The organism is Mycolicibacterium gadium (genome assembly GCF_010728925.1).
GTDB classification, from domain to species: Bacteria; Actinomycetota; Actinomycetes; order Mycobacteriales; family Mycobacteriaceae; genus Mycobacterium; species Mycobacterium gadium.
The window spans coordinates 1,787,035-1,802,806 of the sequence record NZ_AP022608.1 but is presented as its reverse complement, the minus strand read 5'-3'; the positions used below and the strand labels follow the sequence as shown (position 1 = coordinate 1,802,806).

At 66.4% G+C, this 15,772-nt stretch carries 15 protein-coding genes; 8 read left to right on the top strand and 7 right to left on the bottom strand.

Annotated features, from left to right (window positions below; translation table 11 throughout):
• Window positions 1–21: 21 nt before the first annotated feature.
• Genes mutT1 through cofC form a run of 3 tightly spaced genes read right to left on the bottom strand, consistent with a single transcriptional unit; the run spans window position 22 to window position 3,917 of the window.
• Window positions 22–951, bottom strand: a complete 930-nt coding sequence (gene mutT1 / locus G6N36_RS09020) for an 8-oxo-(d)GTP phosphatase MutT1 (RefSeq protein WP_163686214.1) — start codon at window positions 949–951, stop codon at window positions 22–24.
• A gap of 51 nt (window positions 952–1,002) precedes the next feature.
• On the bottom strand, window positions 1,003–3,210 hold the full coding sequence (locus tag G6N36_RS09015) for an RNA degradosome polyphosphate kinase (protein ID WP_163686213.1): 2,208 nt from the start codon (window positions 3,208–3,210) through the stop codon (window positions 1,003–1,005).
• Between the two features lie 53 nt (window positions 3,211–3,263).
• The gene (gene cofC / locus G6N36_RS09010) at window positions 3,264–3,917 is read right to left on the bottom strand and encodes a 2-phospho-L-lactate guanylyltransferase (protein WP_179964748.1); all 654 of its coding nucleotides are present in this window, start codon (window positions 3,915–3,917) and stop codon (window positions 3,264–3,266) included.
• 35 nt (window positions 3,918–3,952) lie between these two features.
• Here cofC and G6N36_RS09005 point away from each other — a divergent pair, with 35 nt between their 5' ends.
• The 3 genes from G6N36_RS09005 to G6N36_RS08995 all read left to right on the top strand — a co-directional run bounded on the left by G6N36_RS09005 (window position 3,953) and on the right by G6N36_RS08995 (window position 7,277).
• Window positions 3,953–4,951 carry an NAD(P)H-dependent glycerol-3-phosphate dehydrogenase gene (locus G6N36_RS09005; RefSeq protein ID WP_163686211.1) on the top strand — a complete coding sequence of 333 codons (999 nt, stop codon included), beginning with the start codon at window positions 3,953–3,955 and terminating at the stop codon, window positions 4,949–4,951.
• A gap of 3 nt (window positions 4,952–4,954) precedes the next feature.
• Window positions 4,955–6,058, top strand: coding sequence for a cystathionine gamma-lyase (locus G6N36_RS09000; protein WP_163686210.1), 1,104 nt, complete (start codon window positions 4,955–4,957; stop codon window positions 6,056–6,058).
• Window positions 6,059–6,167: 109 nt separating this feature from the next.
• Window positions 6,168–7,277, top strand: coding sequence for a D-alanine--D-alanine ligase family protein (locus G6N36_RS08995; protein WP_163690560.1), 1,110 nt, complete (start codon window positions 6,168–6,170; stop codon window positions 7,275–7,277).
• Here G6N36_RS08995 and G6N36_RS08990 read toward each other — a convergent pair.
• Both G6N36_RS08990 and G6N36_RS08985 read right to left on the bottom strand, forming a co-directional pair.
• The gene (locus G6N36_RS08990; RefSeq protein WP_163690559.1) at window positions 7,274–7,804 is read right to left on the bottom strand and encodes a DUF3515 domain-containing protein; all 531 of its coding nucleotides are present in this window, start codon (window positions 7,802–7,804) and stop codon (window positions 7,274–7,276) included. The two genes, G6N36_RS08995 and G6N36_RS08990, sit on opposite strands and share 4 nt — an antisense overlap.
• A gap of 52 nt (window positions 7,805–7,856) precedes the next feature.
• Complete coding sequence (locus G6N36_RS08985; protein WP_163686209.1) at window positions 7,857–8,099, bottom strand: Lrp/AsnC ligand binding domain-containing protein; 243 nt, start codon at window positions 8,097–8,099, stop codon at window positions 7,857–7,859.
• A gap of 77 nt (window positions 8,100–8,176) precedes the next feature.
• Here G6N36_RS08985 and G6N36_RS08980 point away from each other — a divergent pair, with 77 nt between their 5' ends.
• Window positions 8,177–9,130 carry a thiamine-phosphate kinase gene (locus G6N36_RS08980; RefSeq protein WP_179964920.1) on the top strand — a complete coding sequence of 318 codons (954 nt, stop codon included), beginning with the start codon at window positions 8,177–8,179 and terminating at the stop codon, window positions 9,128–9,130.
• Between the two features lie 38 nt (window positions 9,131–9,168).
• Window positions 9,169–9,849, top strand: coding sequence for a uracil-DNA glycosylase (locus tag G6N36_RS08975; RefSeq protein WP_163686207.1), 681 nt, complete (start codon window positions 9,169–9,171; stop codon window positions 9,847–9,849).
• Window positions 9,850–9,905: 56 nt separating this feature from the next.
• On the opposite strand, the gene rpmB is transcribed toward G6N36_RS08975, so the two are convergent.
• Entirely contained in the window at window positions 9,906–10,100 is a 195-nt protein-coding gene (gene rpmB, locus G6N36_RS08970; RefSeq protein WP_083125945.1) for a 50S ribosomal protein L28, read from the bottom strand.
• 225 nt (window positions 10,101–10,325) lie between these two features.
• Here rpmB and G6N36_RS08965 point away from each other — a divergent pair, with 225 nt between their 5' ends.
• The 3 genes from G6N36_RS08965 to G6N36_RS08955 are packed head-to-tail and all read left to right on the top strand — an operon-like array spanning window position 10,326 to window position 14,931.
• Window positions 10,326–11,960: a fatty acid kinase ATP-binding subunit FakA gene (locus G6N36_RS08965; RefSeq protein ID WP_163686206.1), complete on the top strand. Its 1,635-nt coding sequence runs from the start codon at window positions 10,326–10,328 to the stop codon at window positions 11,958–11,960.
• 2 nt (window positions 11,961–11,962) lie between these two features.
• Window positions 11,963–14,227 carry an ATP-dependent DNA helicase RecG gene (gene recG / locus G6N36_RS08960; RefSeq protein ID WP_163686205.1) on the top strand — a complete coding sequence of 755 codons (2,265 nt, stop codon included), beginning with the start codon at window positions 11,963–11,965 and terminating at the stop codon, window positions 14,225–14,227.
• Window positions 14,224–14,931 (top strand): HNH endonuclease family protein, encoded by a 708-nt coding sequence (locus tag G6N36_RS08955; protein ID WP_163686204.1) that lies wholly within the window; start codon window positions 14,224–14,226, stop codon window positions 14,929–14,931. Before recG ends, G6N36_RS08955 begins: the two co-directional genes overlap by 4 nt.
• On the opposite strand, the gene G6N36_RS08950 is transcribed toward G6N36_RS08955, so the two are convergent.
• On the bottom strand, window positions 14,928–15,770 hold the full coding sequence (locus tag G6N36_RS08950) for an aldo/keto reductase (RefSeq protein ID WP_163686203.1): 843 nt from the start codon (window positions 15,768–15,770) through the stop codon (window positions 14,928–14,930). The two genes, G6N36_RS08955 and G6N36_RS08950, sit on opposite strands and share 4 nt — an antisense overlap.
• Between the last annotated feature and the right edge of the window lie 2 nt (window positions 15,771–15,772).

The window sequence follows — 15,772 nt, the reverse complement described above, 5'->3', positions numbered from 1 at the left end:
AGCTTCAGCCGGCCGCAGCGTTCATTTCTTGAGGGCGAGCGGACTGCCGATGTGATCGGCGGCGATCAGGCGTCCGTCGAAGAGCGACAGGACCCAGGTGCTGCCCTTGCGGTTGCGCGATTTGTCAGGGCGGACGCCGTCACGCTCGCACCACCATGAGATGAGATCCGGAATCACCTTGCCCTGAGTGCAGATCACCGGGGTGCCGTCGGCGGCGGCGATCTCCAAGAAACGGTTACGCGAGGCTTTGCGATTCTCCGCATACGCCTCTTCGGTCAGCAGTGGCTCGCTGCTGATGTCGGCACCGAGTTCCTCGGCCAGCGGCGCGATCGTCTGATGGCACCGAGTCCGGTCGGCGGCGTACAGCGTTTCGGCGCCGAAGGACAGCAACTGTCCGACGAGAGACTCGGCCTGCGCGCGGCCGTGCTTGTCCAAAGGTCGGTTGCGGTCGTCACCTTTGTATCGCGACTTGCTGCCCGCGGTGCCGTGCCGGACGATCAACACCGTCTTCGTATCGGCCGGCAGCTTCTTGAAGCGGCGTAGGACCTTTCGGTCGTGCGGGTAGCCGACCGCCTTGATGGCTTCGGATATGGGAAGCCATTTGAGTTCGTCGACTTCCGAGTTCGGGCTGAACTCGCCGCCGATGGCGCGGGCAGTCCAGTACCGCACCTTCTTGGTGCTTTGGTCGACGGGATAGGTCACCGCGGCCAACCGCCGGCCGAGATGTGCCGCGTAGCCGGTCTCCTCGGCGACCTCGCGGACGGCGGTCACGGGTTCGGTCTCGCCGGGGTCGACTTTGCCTTTGGGAAGTGACCAATCGTCGTACCGGGGACGGTGAATGACCGCGACTTCGGGTGAGGCGGCATCATCACCCGGTCGCCACAGCACCGCACCCGCGGCAAATACGGCCTTGCCCGCCGGAACCGCGCGGGGTGGGTTGTCCCTCGGCACGTCAACTCCTGCTGGTCATTCGGGGCCTCGAGAGCTCACAGCCGACGGATCTCAAGGGTGCCGATGGCGTTCCATCAACGACACCTGATGGTCGCGGACCGTCTCGCCCTCTCGCGGCGACGCTGTCCACTTACCATCCATGTCCAACTCCCAGCACCGGGTTGACGGATCTAGGGCGGAATCGAAGACGTCGTTCAGCTGTGAAGTCAGCCTCGGATCCTTAACTTGAGCCATCACCTCGACTCGCCGGTCGAGATTACGATGCATCATGTCCGCGCTCCCGATCCAGAACTCGTCGGTGGCGCGGAAATGAATAATTCGCGAGTGCTCGAGGAACCGCCCCAGAATCGAGCGCACCGTGATGTTTTCGGAGAATCCGGCCACGCCGGGACGCAGTGCACAGATGCCGCGGACCACCACCTCGACGCGGACCCCTGCCTGCGATGCTCGATAGAGCGCATCGATCACCTGCTCGTCGACCAGCGCGTTGGCCTTCAGCCGAATACCGGCATCCGCTCCCGATTGCTTGGCGGCGATCTCGCGTTCGATCCGCTCGATGATCCCCTTGCGGACACCGTAGGGCGCGACCAACAGATTGCGGTACGACTCTTTGCGTGAGTACCCGGTGAGCGAGTTGAACAGATCTGTGAGGTCGGCGCCGATGTCCGGCGCAGCCGTCAACAGGCCGACATCTTCATAGAGGCGTGCGGTCTTGCTGTTGTAGTTTCCGGTGCCGATATGGCAGTAACGCCGGATCGTGGATCCTTCGCGACGCACGACGAGGCAGGTCTTGCAGTGCGTCTTCAACCCGACCAGTCCGTAAACCACATGCACGCCCGCACGTTCAAGGGCGCGGGCCCATTTGATGTTGGCCTGTTCGTCGAAGCGCGCTTTGATCTCAACCAGCGCGACAACCTGTTTGCCTGCCGCCGCCGCGTCGATCAGCGCGTTGACGATGGGTGAATCGCCCGATGTCCGGTACAGCGTCTGCTTGATGGCCAACACGTTGGGATCGGCGGCGGCCTGCTCGATGAACCGCTGCACCGAAGTGGAAAACGAATCGTAGGGGTGGTGCACCAGCACGTCGCCGTCACGCAGCGTCGAGAAGATGCTCTTCGGTGTTTCCCGCTCACCGAATGCGGGCGGCGTCGCAGGTACGAACGGACGGTCTTTCAGCGCCGGGCGGTCCTGGTCATAGATCTGCCACAGCGACGACAGGTCGAGAAGCCCCGGTACCTCGATGACATCACCGGTGTCGACGTCGAGTTCGCGCAAGAGCAACTCGAGCATGCTCTCGGTCATATCGTCGGACACTTCGAGGCGCACCGGCGAACCGAAGCGCCGACGCGCCAATTCTCGCTCCAGCGCCTGCAACAGATCTTCGTCACGGTCCTCTTCGACCTCGAAGTCGGCGTTGCGGGTGATGCGGAAAGCATGATGCTCGACGATCTCCAGACCCGGGAACAGCACCGGCAGGAACGCGGCGATCAGTTCCTCCATCGGAAGGAACCGCACCGCATCCGAGGAACCTTCGCGGCGCGCCAACTCGACAAAGCGATCCACGTTGTCGGGCACTTTGATTCGAGCGAAGTGCTGTCCGCCGTCCTCGGGTTGCCGCACGGTGACGGCAAGGTTCAGGCTGAGCCCGCTCACAAACGGGAACGGATGTGCCGGATCGACGGCCAGCGGCGTCAGGACCGGGAACACCTGTTCATGAAAATAGGTCGACAGCCGGGAGCGCTCGTCCTCATCCACTTCGGCCCACGTCACGATCACGATGCCCTCGTCGGCGAGCGCGGGCCGCACCGCGTCGAGAAACACATGGGCGTGCCTGTTGGAGATCTGCTGAGTGCGCTCGTTGATCCGGCGTAGTTGCTCACGCGGCGACAGGCCATCCGCCGACCGCACCGACAACCCCATCTCGTCGCGTCGTTTCAGTCCCGCCACTCGAACCATGTAGAACTCGTCGAGGTTGGACGCGAAGATCGCGAGGAACTTCGCCCGCTCGAGGAGCGGCAGCGACGGGTCGGCGGCGAGCGCAAGGACGCGCGCGTTGAAGTCGAGCCAACTCAGTTCGCGGTTGAGGTAGCGGTCTTCCGGCAGGGCGTTGTCGACCGCTTGCGATGTCGCAGCCGGTGGTGCTTCAGGCGCAGAATCTCCCGACTGGGGTGCCCCGGGACGAGTCGACGTCGCCGGCTGCGCGGTGCCGGTCGTCGATCCGGTGTCGGTCTCGAGGATCTCGGTATCGGCTTCCGTCATCTCTCAAATGATTCCCTATCGAGTAGTCACGCGGCCACCGCGATGAAGAACTGTTACCTGACACCAGCGATGGCCTGCGCAGTTGTCGGGCCGATACCGAGTCGACGTGCTACCAACAGGTCATCCGGTGTGTCGATGTCACAGCGCAGCCCGGGCCACGCGCCGGTCAGCTCGATGGCGCCCGAATGGCGATGGCGGTCGGCTGAGTCCTGGCCGAACCGCGGATCCAGCGCGACGCCGAGGGCGATCAACGCCGAGGTGCCCGTACCGTGGCGGTCGCCGACGAAGCTGCGGGGGTAGGCGCGGCCGGCCGCGATCGCCTCGCCCAGCTCCTGCGGTTGCAATGCGGGCAGATCTCCCTGCAGCACAACGATGTTCGACGTCTCGGGCCGCACCCTTTCCTCCGCCGCGGCGATGGCGTTGTTCAGCGGGTTCTGATGGCCCTGCGGCGTCGGATCGGGGAGCACTCGTGCACCGAGCTGCCTGGCGGCGTCGCCGGCTACATCGTCGGGTGTCACCACGGTGACGGACTGCACCGCCGGCACGGCCGCGGCAGCGGTGATGGTGTCGATCAGCATTGCCAGCACGACGGCTTCGCGGGTGGTCGCGGAGAAGACCGGTGCCAGCCGCGTCTTCGCGGCGCCCAGGCGTTTGACCGCGATCACCAGCCCGATATCGGCTTCCGATTGCCCGCCCACGAGCGCCATCCTGCCAGCAGACCGTGCCGCGCTAGGGTGAAGGCGTGGTCGACGCGGCAGTGCTGGGGGCCGGAGCTTGGGGAACGGCACTCGCCAAGGTCCTGGCGGACGCCGGCAATGAGGTGCGGTTGTGGGCCCGTCGGCCCGAGTTGGCCGACGAGATCAACCGCACCCATCGCAACCCGTTCTATCTCGATGACGCGGAGCTGCCGGAGACGATCCGCGCGACCAGCGATCCCGCCGAAGCGCTCACCGGGGCGTGCACGGTGTTACTTGCCGTGCCCGCTCAGTCGTTGCGGGCCAACCTCGTGCAGTGGGCTCCTCTGATCGGCGGCGACGCCACACTGGTAAGCCTGGCCAAAGGCATCGAGCTCGACACGTTGATGCGGATGAGCCAGGTGATCATTCAGGTCACCGGGGCAGACCCGTCGCGCGTCGCGGTGATCTCCGGGCCCAACCTCGCCAGCGAAATCGCCGATGAGCAACCGGCGGCCACCGTCGTCGCGTGCAGCGACTCCGGACGGGCCGTGACGCTGCAGCGTGCGTTCTCGACCGGATACTTCCGTCCGTACACCAATGCCGATGTCATCGGCGCCGAGGTCGGCGGTGCATGCAAGAACGTCATCGCGCTGGCGTCCGGCATGGCTGCCGGAGTCGGGCTGGGGGAGAACACCGCAGCAGCGATCATCACTCGCGGGCTCGCCGAGATCATGCGACTCGGAATCGCGTTGGGCGCCAAGCCGGCAACGCTGGCCGGCCTGGCGGGCGTCGGCGATCTCGTCGCGACCTGCACGTCACGGCGCTCCCGCAACCGCTCGTTCGGCGAACGGCTGGGCAAAGGCGGCACCATGGAGTCTGCGACGCGCGCCGCGGATGGCCACGTCGCAGAGGGTGTGACGTCGTGCCAGTCGATACTCGCACTTGCGGCCAGCTACGACGTCGAGATGCCGCTCACCGATGCCGTGAATCGGGTCTGCCACAGAGGCGCATCGGTGTATGAGGCGGTGGCACTCCTGCTAGGGCGCAGTACGAAACCGGAGTAGGACGTGGACGGTCTATACGGCGATTCGACTCGCAGCGTCAAAGCAGTTGGCTCGGAACCGGTTTCGGGAAGCCCAGTCGTATCGCCTCCCGTGCTCGCGTCGACGTTTCATCTCTCCCCGGACGAGACGGAGCCGTCTGACAAGTACGGGCGGTATTCGAATCCCACGTGGCGACAACTGGAGTCGGCGCTCGCAGAACTCGAAGGAGCCGCCACCGCGTTGACGTTCGGTTCCGGGATGGCCGCCATCACCGCAGTGTTGCGTGTGCTGGCCAAGCCCGGCACCAAACTCGTGGTGCCTGCCGACGGCTACAACCAGGTTCGCAGCTATGCCAGGGAATACCTTGCACCACTTGGGGTCACGGTGGTGGAGGTGGCATGCGCTGCGATGTGTGCCGCAACCGCCGATGCGGACGTGGTGCTCGCGGAGACGCCGGTCAATCCCGGGCTCGATGTCGTCGATTTGCACCGGTTGGCGATGGACTGCCGGCGCCGGGGGGCGACGCTCGTGGTCGACAACACCACCGCGACGCCACTGGGCCAGCAGCCGCTGTCCCTCGGCGCCGACCTCGTCGTCGCCAGCGCGACGAAATCACTGTCGGGACACAGCGATCTGATTGCGGGATATGTCGCGGGCAGCCATCCGGAGTTGATGGCCGCCGTGGAGCAGGAGCGTCTGCTTGCCGGTCCAATTCTCGGTCCGTTCGAGGCGTGGCTGGTGTTGCGAAGTCTGGGCAGCGCGGGCCTGCGGTTCGAACGGCAGTGCCACAACGCACAAGCGCTCGCGGTGATGTTGCTCACTCATCCGGCGGTGCGCTCGGTCCGCTATCCCGGGTTGCCCGACGATCCGTCACACCAGATCGCGGCCCTGCAGATGAAGCGGTTCGGCGGGCTCGTCGCAATCGAACTGGACAGCGCGCAGGCCGTGCACTCCCTCGTGGAGCGCAGCGCGCTGCTGATCTCCTCGACGAGCTTCGGCGGCATCCACACCTCGCTGGACCGCCGCGCTCGCTGGAGCGATCCCGTCGCCGACGGATTCGCCCGGATCTCGCTGGGCATCGAGGACACCGACGACCTGATCAGCGATTTCGAACAGGCGTTATCCTGAAACCGCAGGTCAGGATATTGAAGCGACCCGCGGTGGGGCTGGACGGTAGCCTCTCTAGGTTGTGACTGCCAGCGATGAGCACGGGGCCGCGCCGGCGGCGACATCGGGCTTGGGCGCGGCCCGGCGTGTTCGCGTCGCCGTCGTCTACGGCGGCCGCAGCTCTGAGCACGCGATCTCCTGCGTTTCCGCAGGCAGCATCTTGCGCAACCTCGATCCGGAACGCTTCGAAGTGGTCGCCGTCGGCATCACCCCTGAGGGCGCGTGGATGCTCACCGACGCGGAGCCCGACGCCCTGGCCATCGCCGACGGCCGGTTGCCGCAGGTCACCGGCGAGTCGGGAAGGGAGCTGGCCCTCGCCGCCGACCCGGGACGACGTGGTGAACTGTTGTCGGTCGGCCGCGGTGCCCCCGAGGTGCTGGAGGCCGTCGACGTGGTCTTCCCGGTGCTGCACGGCCCGTACGGCGAGGACGGCACGATCCAGGGGCTGCTCGAGCTGGCCGGGGTGCCCTACGTCGGTGCGGGCGTGCTCGCCAGCGCGTCGGGGATGGACAAGGAGTTCACCAAGAAGCTGTTGGCCGCGGAGGGCCTGCCGATCGGCTATCAGGTCGTGCTCCGGTCGCGGCAGGAGACGCTGGACCTGGAGCAACGCGAACGGCTCGGACTGCCTGTGTTCGTGAAGCCCGCGCGCGGTGGATCGTCGATCGGCGTGAGCCGGGTGACGGCGTGGGATCAGCTGCCCGCGGCGATCGAGCTGGCGCGGCGCCACGACCCCAAAGTGATCGTCGAGGCGGCAGTCTTTGGACGTGAATTGGAGTGCGGCGTACTGGAATTCCCCGACGGCCGCGTAGAAGCCAGCACTGTGGGTGAGATCCGGGTGGCGGGTGTCCGCGGTCGCGAAGACTCGTTCTACGACTTCGCGACGAAGTATCTCGAAGACGCCGCTGAGCTCGACGTCCCCGCCAAGGTCGACGACAGCATTGCAGATGAGGTGCGACAGTTGGCGATTCGCGCGTTCCACGCCATCGACTGCCAGGGTCTGGCCCGTGTCGATTTCTTCCTGACCGACGACGGCCCGATCATCAACGAAATCAACACGATGCCGGGATTCACCACCATCTCGATGTTTCCGAGGATGTGGGCGGCCAGCGGTGTCGACTACCCGACGCTGTTGGCCACCATGGTCGAAACAGCACGCAAGCGCGGCACCGGGCTCCGCTAACCCACTGGTGCAGGGTCAACTGCCTTGGCGGGCAACGACTTCGTGATGACCCGCGAGATCTCCTGGATCGGCGTGGGCCCCGAGCCCGCAGGCAGCGTCAAGGCGACGTACACCGGACGATCCACGGCGAACCATGTGCTGCGCCCTTGGTCGGCGCCTGCGTCTTCGCCCGCCCCTGCTTCGCCCACCCGGAACCACGACACCTTGTCGACCACCTGTAGGGGGCTGCCGAGGACGAACTCCGCGGGCCGGTCCACACCACACCGCAGGATCACGGCCTCGCCGTCGGGAGCCGCACGCCACGCGGCGGCGGCCGGTGGCGCCGGGTCGGCAGCTGCGGCGCGCCGAAAGTCGCCGAGGCGTTCGGGCAGTGCGTCGACCAACGTCCGACAGTCCGCGCTGTCGGCGTACGGTGCCGGCACAGCGACGATCGCGACGGGCTTTTCAGTCGGGGGGGTCTGCCGAAGCGCCGCGAAGACGAGGATCGCGCCGATGGCGGCGACGGCCACGGCGATCGCCGCGATCATCAGGACCCTTGGCGGGCCGTCGCGGGTTTCGGTGTCGTCCACGGCCCAAACTCTATGGGCGCGCCCCGTCGGCGATCGGGCAGGTCAGGGTGCGGGTGATGCCGGGCACCTGCTGAACGCTGGGAACCACGCTGGCCTGCAGCTCGTCGTCACTCTGCGCGCCGATGCGGACCACCACGTCGTACGGACCGGTGACGTATTCGGCCGACACCACACCGGGCAGGGCGCAGAGCTGTTTGGCGACGACTTCAGCGCGGCCCACCTCGGTCTGAATCAGCATGAACGCCTCGGCCACCGGGCTGTCCTCCCTCTTGCTGCATAGACTCCACGCCGCAGGGACCAAACGTACCGCAGCTCAGGGGAGGCGACATGATGAGCGACGAGCCCCCTGAAACGCTGGCCGGGGTGGGCGAGTTCGCCGTCATCGACCGGTTGGTCGCGGACCGCGAGCAACCGGACTCGGTGGTGCTGGGGCCCGGTGACGACGCGGCGGTCGTATGGGCCGGCGGCGGGGCGACGGTCGTGTCGACGGACATGCTCGTCGAGGGGAGCCATTTTCGGCTGGACTGGTCGACGCCGCACGATGTCGGACGCAAGGCGATCGCGCAGAACGCGGCCGATATCGAGGCGATGGGTGCGACGCCCATCGCGTTCGTCGTCGCGTTCGGGGCGCCGGGCCGAACCGCCGCAGCACAAGCGGTGGAGTTGGCCGACGGCCTGTGGCACGAGGCGCGGCTCCTCGGCGCCGGCATCGTGGGTGGCGATCTGGTGACGGCGCCGCAGTGGGTGATCTCGGTGACGGCACTTGGCGATCTGGGCGGCCGCGACGCGGTTCGGCTCGACGGTGCACGAGCCGGTGAAACCATCGCGGTCGTCGGCGACAGCGGGTGGTCTGCCGCCGGTTATGCGTTGTGGCTCAACGATATTGACGGTTTTGAAGAATTGCGCCGCCGCCACTTGGTACCGGAGCCGCCGTACGGCCAGGGCCGCGTCGCCGCGGAAGCCGGTGCGACGTCGATGACCGACGTATCAGACGGTCTGATGGCCGATCTCGGACACATCGCGCGGGCGTCCGAGGTCGGCATCGATCTGTCGTCGGATTTGCTGAGCCCGGACCGCGATCCGCTTGCCGCAGCAGGCACCGCGCTGGGCGTCGATCCGTCGGACTGGGTGCTCGGCGGAGGCGAGGACCATTCGCTGGTCGCGACGTTTCCGGGACCACCGCCGCCCGACTGGCGGGTGATCGGACGGGTGCTCGACGGTCCGGCGAGGGTCCTGCTGGACGGGCAGCCGTGGCACGGGCAAGCGGGCTGGCAGTCGTTCTGATCGACTCCAATCGTTCGGGCACGCTAAGTTGACCCATCGTGACCGCACGACCGCTGAATGAAATCGTCGAAGAAGGATGGGCGAGTGCGCTCGAACCCGCGCGGGCACAGGTCGCCCAGATGGGGGAGTTTCTGCGCGCGGAGATCGCGGCCGGCCAACGATATCTGCCTGCTGGTCAGAATGTGTTGCGTGCCTTCACCTTCCCGTTCGAGCAGGTACGGGTTCTCATCGTCGGCCAGGATCCGTATCCGACGCCGGGCCACGCCGTCGGGCTGAGTTTCTCGGTGGCACCCGAGGTACGGCCGTTGCCGCGCAGCCTGGCCAACATCTTCACCGAGTACGTCGACGATCTTGGCTATCCGGCACCCGCGACGGGTGATCTGACGCCATGGGCCGAACGTGGCGTGATGCTGCTGAACAGGGTGCTCACCGTCCGGCCGGGGACACCGGCGTCGCATCGGGGTAAGGGTTGGGAAGCGGTGACCGAGTGTGCGATCCGGGCACTGGTCGCACGGCGGCAGCCCTTGGTCGCGGTGTTGTGGGGCCGCGACGCATCCACGTTGAAGCCGATGCTGGGCGCCGACTGCGTGGCCATCGAGTCGCCGCACCCGTCGCCGCTGTCGGCGTCGCGGGGTTTCTTCGGCTCGCGACCGTTCAGCCGTGCGAACGAACTACTCGAAAAGATGGGCGCCGACCCGATTGACTGGCGCCTTCCCTAGTCGCTCCGACGCGCGCCGGGGTAGTCGCCGGCAGCGAGCGCGCGGCGATGAGGGCGTCAGCCGCGCGAGACCTTCCCGGCCTTGATGCATGACGTGCACACGTTGACGCGCTTCTTGTTGCCACCGGGGTGGGTCACGGCGCGCACGGTCTGGATATTCGGATCCCACCGACGGCTGGTCCGGCGATGGGAGTGCGACACCGACTTGCCGAAGCCGGGGCCCTTCCCGCAGATATCGCACACGGCAGCCATATGTAGAACTCCTCGAATCAGTACTTGGGGGCCTGGGTTTCCGCCGCTAACGGCGGCGGGTCGACCCGACAACCTGACCAGGATACCGGCCACGCCAAGGATCACCAAAATGGTCTCCACAAGCGCGGACGTTCACCAAGGCGCTGTCAGGCCGAATGGCTAGGCTAGCGCCGACGGCGGCGCCTCGAGTCAGCGGCGCGTCGCCATAGCGGCGGGAGGTGGGGCATGTCGGATCGGCGGCTCGACGCCTCCGCATTGAGGGATTGGGCGTACACCGCCGTCGGCGACCTCATCACCCACACCGACGAGATCAACCGGCTCAACGTGTTCCCCGTCGCCGACGCCGACACCGGCACGAACATGCTGTTCACCATGCGTGGCGCGTGGGCGCAGGCCGACGCGCTGGCGGCATCCGACAACGTGGTGGATATCGCCGCCGCGCTGGCGCGTGGCGCTCTGCAGGGGGCACGTGGTAACTCCGGCGTGATCCTGTCCCAGATCTTGCGCGGGCTTGCCGATGTCACCGCCTCTGCGGCCGCCGATCGCGGCGGCGTCCTCGCCGACGTCGGCGGGGCGCTGTTCGGGGCGGCACTGCGGCATTCGGTAGCCCTGGTGGTCACCTCGATGGGTGAAGCGGTTCCCGGCACGATCGTCTCGGTGCTCCAGGATGCGGCGGGTGCCGCCGAGGATGCGGGTGCCGCCGATTCCGGGATCGCCGCGGTGGTCGCGGCGGCTGCCGACGCCGCGGCCCTTGCACTGGACGAGACCACGGGGCAACTCGACGTGCTGGCCGAGGCCGGCGTAGTGGATGCCGGCGGGCGGGGCCTGCTGGTACTGCTGGATGCGATGACCGCCACTTTGACCGGCCACGTCCGGCATCGCGAGGAGTACGTGCCGTCTCCGCCGCAGGCCCCCGTCGCCGCTGCCGCGACGGTCACGTCGCCCCAATTCGAGGTGATGTACCTGCTCAGCGGATGCGACGCAGCCGGGGTGGAGACCCTTCGCTGCAGCCTCGACCGGCTCGGGGAGTCAGTGGCGATCGCGACGACGGCCGACGCGGGCCAGTACTCCGTGCATGTGCACGCCGATGATGCCGGTGCCGCAGTTGAAGCGGGGCTGTCGCTGGGCACGCTGAGCCGTATCCAGATCACGTCGCTCACCGGTGCGGTGGGGCCGCGGCCGTCCGGCGGATGGGCCAGGGAACGGGCCGTGCTCGCCGTGGTCGACGGTGCCGGCGCCGAGGAACTGTTCGCGGGCGAGGGCGCACACGTGTTGCAACTCCAGGCCGGTGGACCCGTCAGCGCCAAACACCTGCTCCACGCCCTGGTCAATACAGGTGCGGCGCAGATCATGGTGTTGCCGAACGGATACGTCGCGGCCGAAGAACTGGTGGCGGGCTGCACCGCCGCGAGCGGGTGGGGTATCGACGTGGTGCCGGTGCCGACGGCGTCGATGGTGCAGGGGCTCGCCGCCCTGGCCATGCACGACGCCGATCGGCAAGCCGTCGACGACGGCTACACGATGGCGCGGGCCGCCGCGGGCGCCAGGCACGGATCAGTACGTGTCGCCACCGAGGAGGCGCTCACGTGGGCAGGCGCCTGCGAGCCCGGCGACGGCCTGGGCATTGCGGCCGACGAGGTGCTGATCGTGGGTAAGGACGTCGCGACGGCAGGCGCCGGACTGATCGATCTGCTGCTCGCCGCCGGTGGTGAACTCGTCACCGTGCTCACCGGTGCGGGTGTCGACGCAGGGGTCGGCGATGCATTGGCGGAGCACGTCCACCGCGAACACCTGGCCGCCGAGATCGTCACGTACCACACGGGCCATCGCGGCGACGCTCTGCTGATCGGCGTCGAGTAGCCGTGGCCAAGCTGACCGACCGGCTCGACTTCGTCATCGGTAAGAAGTCCGCCGACCTGCTGGAGGAGCACTTCGGCATCGTCACCGTCAATGATCTGCTGCGGCACTACCCGCGCAAGTACAGCGACGGATTGACTGTGCTCCAAGAAGGCGAAGAACTCGAAGAGGGCGAGCACGTCACGTTCGTCGACGAGATTTCGGCTACCCATGTCGGCGACATGAAGCCGCAGTTCGACAAAAAGACGAAGAAATACCGGTCGCGCAAGTGGCTTCGCGTGACGTTGGGGGACCGCAAGCCAGAGGTGACGGCTACCTTTTTCAATGCAGACTGGATGATCGAGAAGCTGAAAAAGGGCACCCGGTTGATGCTCTCCGGGGAAGTCGGCTACTTCCGGCGCACGCTTCAACTGACCCACCCCGCGTTTCTTGTTTTGAACGCACCGGGGGGCAAGCAGATCGGCACAAAATCGCTCACGACCATCGCTTCGGCGTCGGGCGCAACCGATGACGATTTGTTCAAGGCCTTTGAGCGGGAGTTCTTCCCGATCTACCCCGCCGACAGCAAGGTGCAGAGCTGGGACATCTACGCGTGTGTGCGCCAGGTGCTTGACGTTCTCGACCCGATCGACGAGCCGCTTCCGGAATCCTTTCTGCGGGAACACGATCTGATCGGCGAGGACGAAGCACTGAGGGCCGTTCACACCGCTGAAAAGGTTGTGGAACGCGATGCCGCGATCGCGCGTCTGACCTATGACGAGGCGTTAGGACTGCAATGGGCGCTGGCGCAGCGGCGCTTCGGCGAGCTGAGCGCGGCTGGGCCCGTCGCTCTCACGACGGACGACGGACTGGTCGCGGCGATGCGCCATCAGATGCCGTTCGAACTGACCGAAGGTCAAAAGGAAGTGCTGGAGGTGCTGACCGCCGAACTGGCGACGAGCCGACCGATGAACCGAATGCTGCAGGGCGAGGTCGGATCCGGCAAGACCATCGTGTCGGTGCTGGCAATGCTGCAGATGGTCGACGCGGGATATCAGTGTGCGCTGCTGGCTCCGACGGAAGTCCTCGCTGCCCAGCATGCCCGTTCGATACGCGACGTGCTCGGGCCGCTGGCAATGGCCGGCCAGCTCGGTGGCGCCGAGAAGGCGACGCGGATTGCGCTGTTGACGGGCTCGATGTCGCCGCAGCAGAAAAAGCAGGTGCGCGACGAAGTCGCCTCCGGCGAAGCGGGCATCGTGATCGGAACGCACGCGCTGCTGCAGGACACCGTCGAGTTTCATCGGCTCGGGATGGTCGTTGTCGACGAGCAGCACCGGTTCGGAGTCGAACAGCGAGACCGGCTGCGCGCCAAAGCGCCCGAAGGCGTTACGCCCCACCTGCTTGTGATGACCGCGACGCCGATACCGCGCACGGTCGCACTGACCCACTACGGCGACCTCGAGACGTCGATACTTCGTGAACTGCCGCGTGGTCGTCAACCGATCACCACCAACACGATCTTCCTCAAGGAGCATCCGCGCTGGCTCGACCGTGCCTGGCAACGGATCATCGAGGAGGTCGGTGCCGGCAGGCAGGCGTACGTCGTCGCGTCGCGCATCGACGAAGACGACAAGACACAGGCGAAAGGAAAAGGGAAGGGAGGCAACCAGGTCAAGGACGCGGGTCCACCGGCGACGACGGTCGTGGAACTGTTCGAGCGGCTGCGTAGCGGTCCTCTTTCGGGCCTGCGCTTGGGACTCATGCACGGTCGGTTGTCAGCCGATGAAAAGGACGCGGTGATGGGCGCGTTCCGCGCGGGTGACATCGACGTCCTGATCTGCACCACGGTGATCGAGGTCGGTGTCGACGTCCCCAACGCGACGGTGATGTTGGTGATGGATGGCGACCGGTTCGGTATCAGCCAGCTGCACCAGCTGCGCGGTCGCATCGGTCGAGGCCAACACCCGAGCTTGTGCCTGCTCGTCACCAAATTGCCGGAGAGCTCGAAGGCGGGGGAGCGCCTGCGGGCGGTCGCCTCGACGCTTGACGGGTTCAAGCTCGCCGATCTCGATCTCGTGGAGCGGCGCGAGGGGGATGTGTTGGGCTACAGCCAATCCGGGCGCCCGATCACGCTGCGGTTCCTGTCGCTCTTCGAGCATCTCGATCTGATTATCACCGCGCGCGACTTCTGCGATGCGCACTACTCGAGGAATCCGGACGACCCCGGGATGGCGGCCCTGGCCGCACCCTTCTCCGACACCGACCGCATCGAGTACTTGGAAAAGGCGTGAACCGAAAGCACCTGCTGTGGCTTCTTGCGATCGTCTCCATCGCGGTGTTCGTTGCCGTTCAGGTCACCAACTCTTCGATCAATCGGGCAGAGTTCATCGCCGGCGCCGACACGCCGACGGTGGCGCCCGGGGTCGATGTCCTCGCGGGTATCGCCCAGATACCGGTGCGCATCCGCGGGATGGATTATCGACGGGATGCGTTCGGCGACAGCTGGACCGACGAGAACCCGGCGCCCGGCGGCTACAACGGCTGCGACACCCGTAACGACATCCTCGACCGGGACCTCGTCGAAAAGACCTACGTGTCAATCAAGCGTTGTCCCGCCGCCGTGGCGACCGGCCTCCTGCACGATCCCTACACCAATGCGGAGATCGCCTTCACCCGCGGTGAAAAGACCGGCGCCGCAGTGCAGATCGACCACATCGTGCCGCTGGCGTTGGCGTGGGATCTCGGCGCCCGGCTCTGGACCGACGACCAGCGGCTGCGGTTCGCCAACGATCCGGCCAATCTCATCGCCGTCGCCGGAGCGGTGAATCAGGACAAAGGCGATCAGGAGCCGGCCACCTGGATGCCACCGAACACCGCGTTCCGTTGCCAGTACGCCATGCAGTTCATCGCCGTTATTCGTGGTTACGCGCTGCCGATCGACGCACCGTCGGCGGCGGCGTTGCGTGATGCTGCTGCGACCTGTCCGACGGGCTAGGCGCCGGTGTAGGTTTCGGGGTCCGGACGGAAACGCGTACCGTCGTTCAGCCCGTTGAGGGTGGCCATGTCGTCGTCGCTGAGCTCGAAGTCGAAGACCTCGATGTTCGACTTGATCCGCTCCGGTGACGATGAGCGCGGGATGACGATGTTGCCGAGCTGGATGCTCCACCGAATGAGCACCTGCGCCGGCGTCTTACCGTTCGCCTGCGCGACGGAACCGATCGTCGGGTTGTCCAACAGGTTTCCGACGCCCAAGGGGCCGTAGGCCTCGGTGACGATGCCGTGTTCGGCGTTGGTCGCGCGCAACTCAGCCTGGTTCAGCAGTGGATGCAACTCGATCTGGTTCACCGCGGGCGTGAAGAACGACAGATCGATGACGTTGGAGAGGTCCTCGGCGTGGAAGTTCGCCAAACCGATCGACTTGGTGTCGCCCTCTTCCTTCCTCTTCATCAGGCCGCCCCAGCTGTCCACGTACTTGCCGGGGTTACCGGCCGGCCAGTGGATCAGGTACAGGTCGACGTAGTCGAGGCCGAGCCGTTCCAGGCTGGCTTTGATCGCATCCTGCGACGCCTGGAAACCCTGGTCACGGGTGGCAAGCTTGGTGGTGACGAACACCTCCTCGCGCGGAATCCCCGACGAAGCGATCGCGCGGCCCACCGCGGCTTCGTTCCCGTAGGCAGATGCGGTGTCGATCAGCCGATAGCCCGCCTCGAGTGCGGCGGTCACCGACTGCTCGGTCTCGGCTTCCGACAGCTCGCCGACGCCGAGACCGATCACCGGAAGGGTGTTCCCGTCGTTGAGCGTGACGGTGGGGATCGCAGCGGCCGAGGGTGTCATGT

Excerpts from the sequence above, each read along its gene's own strand:
- G6N36_RS08965 (WP_163686206.1), top strand. The coding sequence starts at position 10,326 with ATGTCGGATCGGCGGCTCGACGCCTCCGCATTGAGGGATTGGGCGTAC.
- G6N36_RS09015 (WP_163686213.1), bottom strand. The coding sequence starts at position 3,210 with ATGACGGAAGCCGATACCGAGATCCTCGAGACCGACACCGGATCGACG.
- G6N36_RS08950 (WP_163686203.1), bottom strand. The coding sequence starts at position 15,770 with ATGACACCCTCGGCCGCTGCGATCCCCACCGTCACGCTCAACGACGGG.
- cofC (WP_179964748.1), bottom strand. The coding sequence starts at position 3,917 with ATGGCGCTCGTGGGCGGGCAATCGGAAGCCGATATCGGGCTGGTGATC.
- G6N36_RS08980 (WP_179964920.1), top strand. The coding sequence starts at position 8,177 with ATGAGCGACGAGCCCCCTGAAACGCTGGCCGGGGTGGGCGAGTTCGCC.
- rpmB (WP_083125945.1), bottom strand. The coding sequence starts at position 10,100 with ATGGCTGCCGTGTGCGATATCTGCGGGAAGGGCCCCGGCTTCGGCAAG.
- G6N36_RS08990 (WP_163690559.1), bottom strand. The coding sequence starts at position 7,804 with ATGATCGCGGCGATCGCCGTGGCCGTCGCCGCCATCGGCGCGATCCTC.